Here is an 8,360-nt window from a genome sequence, read left to right on the forward strand (position 1 = left end):
GCCCCGGGCACCCCCGCCTCAGGCCCGACAGGGAGCAGACCCTTGCAGGACCAACCGCCCCGCGCGCACGACGACTTCGCCCTCGCCCACCGCGAGTGGCTCTGCGAACGCCTCGCCCACTACCTCGGCCGTGCCGTGCAGGCCGGCGACTCCCTGGCCGAGGAGGGCCTCGACTCGGTGGCCGCGCTCAGCCTCTACGGCGACATCGAGGAGGAGTTCGGCCCGCTCATCGAGCCCGACGACATCTGGGCCTACCCCACGGTCGGACAGCTCGCCCACTTCCTCGCCCTGCGCGAGGCCAACCAGGGCGAGGGCCCCATCCGCGCCGCGTTCGTCTTCACCGGCCAGGGCTCCCAGCACCCCGGCATGACCTCCGGGCTCTACCTCGACTCCACCGGCTACCGCGCCTTCCTCGACGAGGCCGACGCCGCGATCATGCCCTGGACCAAACAGTCCGTCGTCGAGCTGATCCTCGCCGACGACCCGGCCGTCCACCGCACCGCGCTGACCCAGCCCGCCCTGTTCGCCGTCGGGTACGCCCTGGCCCGCACCCTGGAACAGGCCGGGGTGCGCCCCGTGGCCGTACTCGGCCACGGCATCGGCGAGTTCGCGGCCGCCACGGTCGCCGGCGCCTTCACCCTGGCCGACGCCGCGAAGCTGGTGGCGATGCGCGGCGCCTTCATGCAGTACTTGCCGCCCGGCGGCGGCATGATGGCCCTCTGCATCACGCCGTACGAGGCCACCGAACTCGTCGCCGCCGAACCGGCCGTGGGCATCAGCGCCATCAACGCGGCGAAGGCAGTGGTCCTGTCCGGCGACCGCGCCGCCCTGGAGCGCATCGAGACCCGGCTCGGCGAACGCGGCTTCCGCTGCCGCCACCTGGCCGTGTCGCACGCCTTCCACTCGCCGCTGATGGCCCCCGTCGTCCCCAAGTTCGAGGCGGTCGTGCGCCGCATGCCCGGCGGAGCGGCCAAGGTGCCGTTCTACTCGACGGTGTACGGCCGCCTCGCCACCGAGCCGCTCTACGCCCCGTACTGGACCGAACAGATCACCGCCCCCGTCCGGTTCGCCGACGCAGCGCGCAGGCTGCTCGCCCAGCAGGCCCCCACGCACGTCGTCGAGATCGGACCGCAGGCCGTGCTCACGCCGTACCTGCGGCGGATGGGCGGCGGACCGCGGGGTCCCGTCTGCCTGCCCGTGTGTCAAGGGCCGGCCAGCGATGCCGTGGACCTGGCAGGGGTGATCTCCGCTCTCGATGCCGGGCCGCTGTCCGCGGCCCTGTCCGGAGCCTGAGGTGGGACGAGGCGTCTGGCACCCGCTGCCCGCCGAGAGCCCCGACGGACCGTGGGACGCGATGCACGAGGAACTGTCCCGCACGGGAAGCGCCGTGCTGTACGCGGCGATGTCCGGCTGGCTGCCCGAGGGCGCCGCCGAGGCCGACCTGCGCCGGCGGCTCGGCCGCGACTGGCGCCGCTACGAGGCCTTCGCACGGCCCCGGATGCGCGAACGCTTCGTGGCCTCCCGGCTGTTCCTGCGGCATGCCGCGGCGGCCGTCCTGCACACCGGCCCCGACCTCGTGGACCTGGCCTACCAGCCGGGCGGGCGGCCCTACGTGCGCGGCTGCGACCAGATCGACGTCAGCCTCAGCCACACCGAGGAGATGATGGTCGTCGGCATCACCCGCCGCGGACGCATCGGCGTCGACGTGGAGCGCGCCGACCGCCGGCTCGCCCACACCGGCTCCGAACGCCAGGCGTGCACGCCGTACGAACTGCGGCGGCTGGACGCCGGCGGGGACGCGGTGCGCAACGACACCATGGTGCGGCTGTGGACGCTGAAGGAGGCCTACAGCAAGGCACTCGGCCAGGGACTGCGTTTCCGTTTCACGGAGTTCGGCTTCGCCCTGGACGGTGACGGGTCCGGCGACCACGGCGGGACCGGCGACCACGCGGGGGCCGGCCGCCGGGCGGCAGACCGCGGCGGCGAGGGCATCCGGCTGGTCCGCCCGGACGGTACGCCGGTGCCGGGCTCGGAGTGGCAGTTCGGCACGTTCCCCGCCGGGGACGGTTACGTCGTGAGCGTCGCGGTCTGCGACACGGGGTTCGGCGAGGTGGCGGACCTGTCGGTCGGCACCACCCTCGACGACGGCCTGCTCGACACGCTTCTGGGCACGCCCGCCGACGGGTACGGCCGGTCAGACGGACCGGCCGGCCTCCCGGGCGCCGGTGCGGTTCAGGTCGACCCGGCCGCGCGAGCCGAGGGCGCCGGCCACCGCGAGCCGTAGCGTCTCCCCCTCCTGCGCGGGCGGCACGTCCTCCCGGGGCGGATCCCCGTAGACGGGCTCCGTCGCCGGGAGGTCGAACGCGGCGAACACGGAGACGGGGTCGCTCGGATGACGCCTGTCCATGGCGTTCGCCCTCCTGGGTCGGTGCGGGCACGGGCCGGCGCGTCCGATGCGAACGAACGTGCGTCCGTCGTGCACTCGTTTTCCCGAGTACCAGGATTCTGCGGTCCGCCGCACCGCCCGGCCCAGTGCGGGGCTCACGATCCGGGCATGACGCTTTCATGTGCGCTCTCGTGACCGCCTCACTGGGACTCGAACGCCGCAGGTGGCACGCTCGGCCGAGACCCCGCAAGCCTGCCGGTCCATCGCCGGGCCGGCCGTACAGCGCAGGAAAGGGCGGGCGCACCATGGAGATCACAGTCCTCGGACCGCTGACAGCCCGGGAGAACGGGGTGTCGATCGTGCCGACCGCGGCCAAGCCGCGCCAGATCCTGTCCCTGCTCGCCCTGCAGTCCGACCGCGTCGTGCCCGTGACCACGCTGATGGAGGAGATCTGGGGCGAGAAGATCCCGCGCAGCGCGGCCACCACCCTGCAGACGTACATCCTCCAGCTCCGCCGCAAGATCGCCACGGCGCTCGACGGGGACCCGCACCGGCGGGCCAAGGACGTCCTCGTCACCCGGCACGGCGGCTATCTGCTGCAGGTCCAACCCGGCCAGGTGGACGCCCACGAGTTCGGCCAGCTCACCGCGTCGGGACGGGCCGCGCACGAAGCGGGCGACCATGTCGCCGCCTCCGAACTCCTCGGCAAATCCCTCAAGATGTGGCAGGGCGCCGCCCTCATCGACGTACGCATCGGGCCCGTGCTCGAACTCGAAGTGCTCCGCATGGAGGAGGACCGGCTGGTCGCCCTGGAACGGCGGATGGACTCCGAACTCATCATCGGCCGGCACATGGAACTCGTGCCCGACCTGCAGGTCCTCGTCGCCAAGCACCCGATGCACGAGAGCTTCTGCGCCCAGCTGATGACCGCCCTGCACCGCTCGGGCAGCGCCTGGCGCGCCCTCGAGGCCTACCAGCGGCTGCGCGGCACCCTGGTCGACGAGCTCGGCCTGGAGCCCTCGCCCCGGCTGCAGCGCCTGCACCAGGCCATCCTCTCCGCGGACCCGGCACTCGACCTCCCGACCCCGGCCTCGGGCTGAACTCCCGCCCCGGGCCGGGCTCCACGCCCCGGTGACGACTGCGGGACGCAGGCACCGCGCGCGCCCCCGGCCGGTCTCTCCAGCACGTCTCGAGCCGCCGTTCCTACGTTCGGCCGATGACGATCCTCGACGACCTGACGGTCGCTCCCGCCGCCCCCGACCTGCGACGCGCCGCCGCCGAACTGCGCCGGCTCAAGGAGGAAGTGAACCGCGGTCCCGACCCGGCGGCCACCCGGCGCCAGCACGAGAAGAACAAACTCACCGCGCACGAACGGCTTGAACTCCTCTTCGACGAGGGCACGTTCACCGAGATCGAGCCGCTGCGCCGGCACCGCGCCTCCGGCTTCGGCCTCGAATCCCGCAAACCGCACGGCGACGGCGTAGTCATCGGCTGGGGTCTCGTCCACGGCCGTACGGTCTTCGCGTACGCGCACGACTTCCGTGTCTTCGCCGGCGCCCTCGGCGAGGCGCACGCCGCCAAGGTGCACAAGGTCATGGACCTCGCCGAATCCGCCGGCGCACCGCTCGTGAGCCTCAACGACGGGGCGGGCGCCCGGATCCAGGAGGGCGTGACCGCGCTCGCGGGCTACGGCGGTATCTTCCGCCGCAACGTCGCGGCCTCCGGGGTCATCCCGCAGATCAGCGTGATGCTCGGCCCGTGCGCCGGGGGAGCCGCCTATTCGCCGGCGCTCACCGACTACGTCTTCATGGTCCGCGACTCGGCGCAGATGTTCATCACCGGACCCGACGTGGTGCAGGCGGTGACCGGCGAGAAGATCACCCACAACGCTCTCGGCGGCGCGGACGTGCACGCGAGCGTCTCGGGCGTCTGCCACTTCGCGTACGACGACGAGACGGCCTGCCTGGAGGACGTCCGGTTCCTGCTCGCGCTGCTGCCCTCCAACAACCGCGAGATGCCGCCCGTCGCGCCCTGCGAGGACCCGGCCGACCGGCGCACCGACGCCCTCACCGACCTGGTGCCGGCCGACCCCGGCCGCAGCTACGACATCCGCGCCGTGATCGAGGAGATCGTCGACGACGGCGAGAGCTTCGAGGTCCACGAGGCCTGGGCGCCCAACGTGGTGTGCACGCTGGCCCGCCTGGACGGCCACCCCGTGGGCATCGTCGCCAACCAGCCCTCGTCCCTGGCCGGCGTGCTCGACATCCACGCCAGCGAGAAGGCCGCCCACTTCGTCTCGACCTGCGACTCCTTCAACATCCCGCTGCTCACACTCGTCGACGTGCCCGGCTTCCTGCCGGGCGTCGACCAGGAGCACAACGGCATCATCCGGCACGGCGCCAAACTCCTGTACGCGTACTGCAACGCGACCGTGCCGCGCATCTCCCTGGTCCTGCGCAAGGCCTACGGCGGCGCCTACATCGTCATGGACTCCCGCTCGATCGGCGCCGACCTGTCCTTCGCCTGGCCGACGAACGAGATCGCGGTGATGGGCGCCGAGGGCGCCGCCAACGTCATCTTCCGCCGTGAGATAGCGGCTTCGGACGCCCCGGAGGCCCTGCGGGCGCAGCGCGTGGAGGAGTACCGCAGCGAGCTGATGCACCCGTACTACGCGGCCGAACGCGGCCTCGTGGACGACGTGATCGACCCCGGCGACACCCGCCGGATCCTCATCCGCTCCCTGGCGATGCTGCGCTCTAAGCACGCCGAAGTGCCCTCCCGTAAGCACGGAAATGTGCCCACATAGTGGGGCGATCCGACGGTCCATGCGCGCGCGAGCGGCGGTCTAGGCCGCGCACGTTCCATGGGCGCACCGGACACGGCGGCCCGCTACGAGCGGGCGGCCGGCCGGTATGGCCGGCGGGGGCGGCTCCTACCCCGAGCCGCCCCGGCCGCCGATCTCGACACACGGTCAGCAGGGACACGGACGAAGGGACGACAGTGACCCCCACAGCGCCAACCGGCAGGTGCGCGCAGGCGCATCAGGCCCCGTCGAAGGCCAGGTAGACCATGCGCAGAGTCGCCATCACCGGCCTGGGCGTCGTGGCCCCCGGTGGGGTCGGTGTCAAGGAGTACTGGGACCTGCTCACGGCGGGCCGCACGGCCACCCGCAGGATCTCCTTCTACGACCCCTCCCCGTTCCGTTCGCAGGTCGCCGCAGAATGCGACTTCGACCCTCTCGCCGCCGGACTCTCGCACCAGGAGATCCGCCGGCTCGACCGGGCCTCGCAGTTCGCGGTCGTCTCGACCCGTGAGGCCCTCGCCGACAGCGGCCTCGACCTCGCCGCCCTCGACCCCGGCCGGGTCGGCACCTCCGTGGGCAGCGCCGTCGGCTGCACCACCAGCCTGGAACGCGAGTACGCGGTCGTCAGCGACGGCGGCCGCAAGTGGAACGTGGACCACGAGTACGCCGTACCCGAGCTCTACCAGCACTTCGTACCCAGTTCCATCGCCGCCGAAGTCGGCCGCGCGGCCGGGGCGGAGGGCCCCGCGGCCGTGGTCTCCACGGGCTGCACCTCCGGTCTCGACTCGCTGGGCCACGCCGTGGAACTCATCCGCGAAGGCACCACCGATGTCATGATCGCCGGCGCCACCGAGGCCCCGATCTCCCCGATCACCTCGGCCTGCTTCGACGCCATCCACGCCACCACGCCGCGCAACGACACCCCGGAGAGCTCCTGCCGGCCCTTCGACCGGACCCGCAGCGGACTCGTCCTCGGCGAGGGCGCGGCGGTCCTGGTCCTGGAGGAGCTGGAGGGCGCACGGCGGCGCGGCGCCCACATCTACGCTGAGATCGCGGGCTTCGCCTCCCGCTGCAACGCGTACCACATGACCGGACTCAAGCCCGACGGCCTCGAAATGGCCGAGGCCATCGACGCCGCCCTGGGCGAGGCCCGCCTCGCCCCGGACACCGTCGACTACATCAACGCCCACGGCTCCGGCACGAAGATGAACGACCGCCACGAAACAGGTGCGTTCAAGCGCAGCCTCGGCGACCACGCGTACCGCACGCCGGTCAGCTCCATCAAGTCGATGATCGGGCACTCGCTCGGCGCCATCGGCTCCCTGGAGATCGCGGCGTGCGCCCTCGCGATGGAGCACGGCCTCCTGCCGCCCACCGCGAACCTCCACGAGCCCGACCCCGAACTCGACCTCGACTACATCCCGCTGGTCGCCCGCGAGAAGCAGACCGACGTGGTCCTCAGCGTGGGCAGCGGCTTCGGCGGCTTCCAGAGCGCCATGGTCCTGGCCCGCCCGGAGAGGAGCACCTCATGACCACCGCAGTGGTGACCGGCCTGGGCATCACCGCCCCCAACGGCCTGGGAACCGAGGACTATTGGAAGGCGACGCTGGCCGGCGAGTCCGGCCTCGGACCGGTCACCCGCTTCGACGCCTCCCCGTACCCCTCCCGTGTCGCCGGGGAGGTGGCCGACTACATCGCCGAGGACCACATCCCCAGCCGGCTCATGCCGCAGACCGACCACATGACGCGCCTCGCGCTGACCGCCGCCGACTGGGCGCTCGCCGACGGCGGCATCGACACCGCCGAACTGCCGCAGTACGGCATCGGCGTGGTGACCGCCGCGTCCGGCGGGGCCGTCGAGTTCGGCCAGCGGGAACTGCAGAACCTGTGGAGCAAGGGCAAGGAGTACGTCAGCGCGTACCAGTCCTTCGCCTGGTTCTACGCGGTCAACACCGGCCAGATCTCCATCCGGCACAAGCTGCGCGGCCCCAGCGGCGTCCTGCTCACCGAACAGGCCGGCGGCATCGACTCGCTCGGCCACGCCCGCCGCCATATCCGCAAGGGTTTCCCGGCCGTCATCTCCGGCGGCGTCGACGCGGCCATCTGCCCCTGGGGCTGGGTGCCGCAGATCGCCTCCGGACTGATGAGCACCGTCGACGATCCGGCCCGCGCCTATCTGCCGTTCTCCGCCGAGGCCGCCGGGTACGTGCCCGGCGAGGGCGGGGCGATCCTCCTCGTCGAGGAGGCCGCGTCGGCCCGCGCCCGCGGTGCCGCCACGGTCTACGGGGAGATCGCCGGGTACGCGGCCACCCTCGACCCGGCCCCCGGATCGGGCCGCCCGCCCGGCCTGCGCAAGGCCGCCGAGAACGCCCTGGCCGACGCCGGCGTCGACGCCGCCGACATCGACGTGGTCTTCGCCGACGCCGCCGGCGTACCGGACCTGGACCGGGCCGAGGCCCAGGCGCTGACCGGTCTGTTCGGCGCGCACGGCGTCCCCGTCACCGCACCCAAGACGATGACCGGCCGCCTGCTCGCCGGCGGCGCCGCGCTCGACGTGGCCACCGCCCTGCTCGCCCTGCGCGACGGCGTCATCCCGCCCACCGTCAACGTCGGTGCCGCCGCGGCGGATCACCGCCTCGACCTGGTCACCGAACCGCGCGAGGCCGCCCTGCGCACTGCGCTCGTCCTCGCCCGCGGCCACCTCGGCTTCAACGCGGCGCTCGTCGTGCGCCGTTGGGCCGCCTGACCCGCGCGCACCCCCACGACCCCCACGTACCACCGGCAGTTCAGGACAACCCGCAAGTCCAACCGAGAGGACGGCAATCGACCATGAGCACCACGACCGCCACAGTGACCCTGGCCGACCTGACCCGCATGCTGCGCGAGAGCGCGGGCGAGGAGGAGGGCATCGACCTCGACGGTGACGTCATCGACACCCCGTTCATGGACCTCGGCTACGACTCCCTCGCCCTGCTCCAGGTCATCGGGCAGATCCAGCGCGAGTACGGCATAGAGATCCCGGACGACGCCGTCGTCGACGCCGAGACCCCGGGCGCCCTGCTCGCTCTCATCAACTCCGGCCAGGCGCCTGCCGCCTGAGCCGGCCTCCGACGGCCGCCCCGCTCTCCCGCCCCCCCCGGGGGGCGGGAGAGCGGGGCGGCCGTCGGAGGC

At 72.7% G+C, this 8,360-nt stretch carries 7 protein-coding genes; all 7 read left to right on the plus strand.

The window, feature by feature from the left end; all coding sequences use genetic code 11:
- The first annotated feature begins 42 nt into the window (after positions 1-42).
- The 7 genes from P1P70_RS35560 (at position 43) to P1P70_RS35590 (ending at position 8,288) form a co-directional block, all read left to right on the plus strand.
- On the plus strand, positions 43-1,293 hold the full coding sequence (locus tag P1P70_RS35560; protein ID WP_319245177.1) for an acyltransferase domain-containing protein: 1,251 nt from the start codon (positions 43-45) through the stop codon (positions 1,291-1,293).
- Between the two features lies 1 nt (position 1,294).
- On the plus strand, positions 1,295-2,284 hold the full coding sequence (locus tag P1P70_RS35565; RefSeq protein ID WP_319245178.1) for a 4'-phosphopantetheinyl transferase family protein: 990 nt from the start codon (positions 1,295-1,297) through the stop codon (positions 2,282-2,284).
- Between the two features lie 407 nt (positions 2,285-2,691).
- Positions 2,692-3,486 (plus strand): AfsR/SARP family transcriptional regulator, encoded by a 795-nt coding sequence (locus P1P70_RS35570; RefSeq protein ID WP_319245179.1) that lies wholly within the window; start codon positions 2,692-2,694, stop codon positions 3,484-3,486.
- 116 nt (positions 3,487-3,602) lie between these two features.
- The gene (locus tag P1P70_RS35575; protein ID WP_319245180.1) at positions 3,603-5,192 is read left to right on the plus strand and encodes an acyl-CoA carboxylase subunit beta; all 1,590 of its coding nucleotides are present in this window, start codon (positions 3,603-3,605) and stop codon (positions 5,190-5,192) included.
- 263 nt (positions 5,193-5,455) lie between these two features.
- Complete coding sequence (locus tag P1P70_RS35580; RefSeq protein WP_319245181.1) at positions 5,456-6,721, plus strand: beta-ketoacyl-[acyl-carrier-protein] synthase family protein; 1,266 nt, start codon at positions 5,456-5,458, stop codon at positions 6,719-6,721.
- Positions 6,718-7,935, plus strand: a complete 1,218-nt coding sequence (locus tag P1P70_RS35585) for a ketosynthase chain-length factor (protein WP_319245182.1) — start codon at positions 6,718-6,720, stop codon at positions 7,933-7,935. Before P1P70_RS35580 ends, P1P70_RS35585 begins: the two co-directional genes overlap by 4 nt.
- A gap of 83 nt (positions 7,936-8,018) precedes the next feature.
- Positions 8,019-8,288, plus strand: coding sequence for an acyl carrier protein (locus P1P70_RS35590; RefSeq protein WP_319245184.1), 270 nt, complete (start codon positions 8,019-8,021; stop codon positions 8,286-8,288).
- Positions 8,289-8,360: the final 72 nt, after the last annotated feature.

The sequence above is a fragment of the Streptomyces sp. MB09-02B genome, assembly GCF_033794485.1.
Taxonomy (GTDB): Bacteria; Actinomycetota; Actinomycetes; order Streptomycetales; family Streptomycetaceae; genus Streptomyces.

Coding starts and splice junctions, on each gene's coding strand:
- P1P70_RS35575 (WP_319245180.1), top strand. CDS start 3,603: ATGACGATCCTCGACGACCTGACGGTCGCTCCCGCCGCCCCCGACCTG.
- P1P70_RS35580 (WP_319245181.1), top strand. CDS start 5,456: ATGCGCAGAGTCGCCATCACCGGCCTGGGCGTCGTGGCCCCCGGTGGG.
- P1P70_RS35585 (WP_319245182.1), top strand. CDS start 6,718: ATGACCACCGCAGTGGTGACCGGCCTGGGCATCACCGCCCCCAACGGC.
- P1P70_RS35570 (WP_319245179.1), top strand. CDS start 2,692: ATGGAGATCACAGTCCTCGGACCGCTGACAGCCCGGGAGAACGGGGTG.
- P1P70_RS35590 (WP_319245184.1), top strand. CDS start 8,019: ATGAGCACCACGACCGCCACAGTGACCCTGGCCGACCTGACCCGCATG.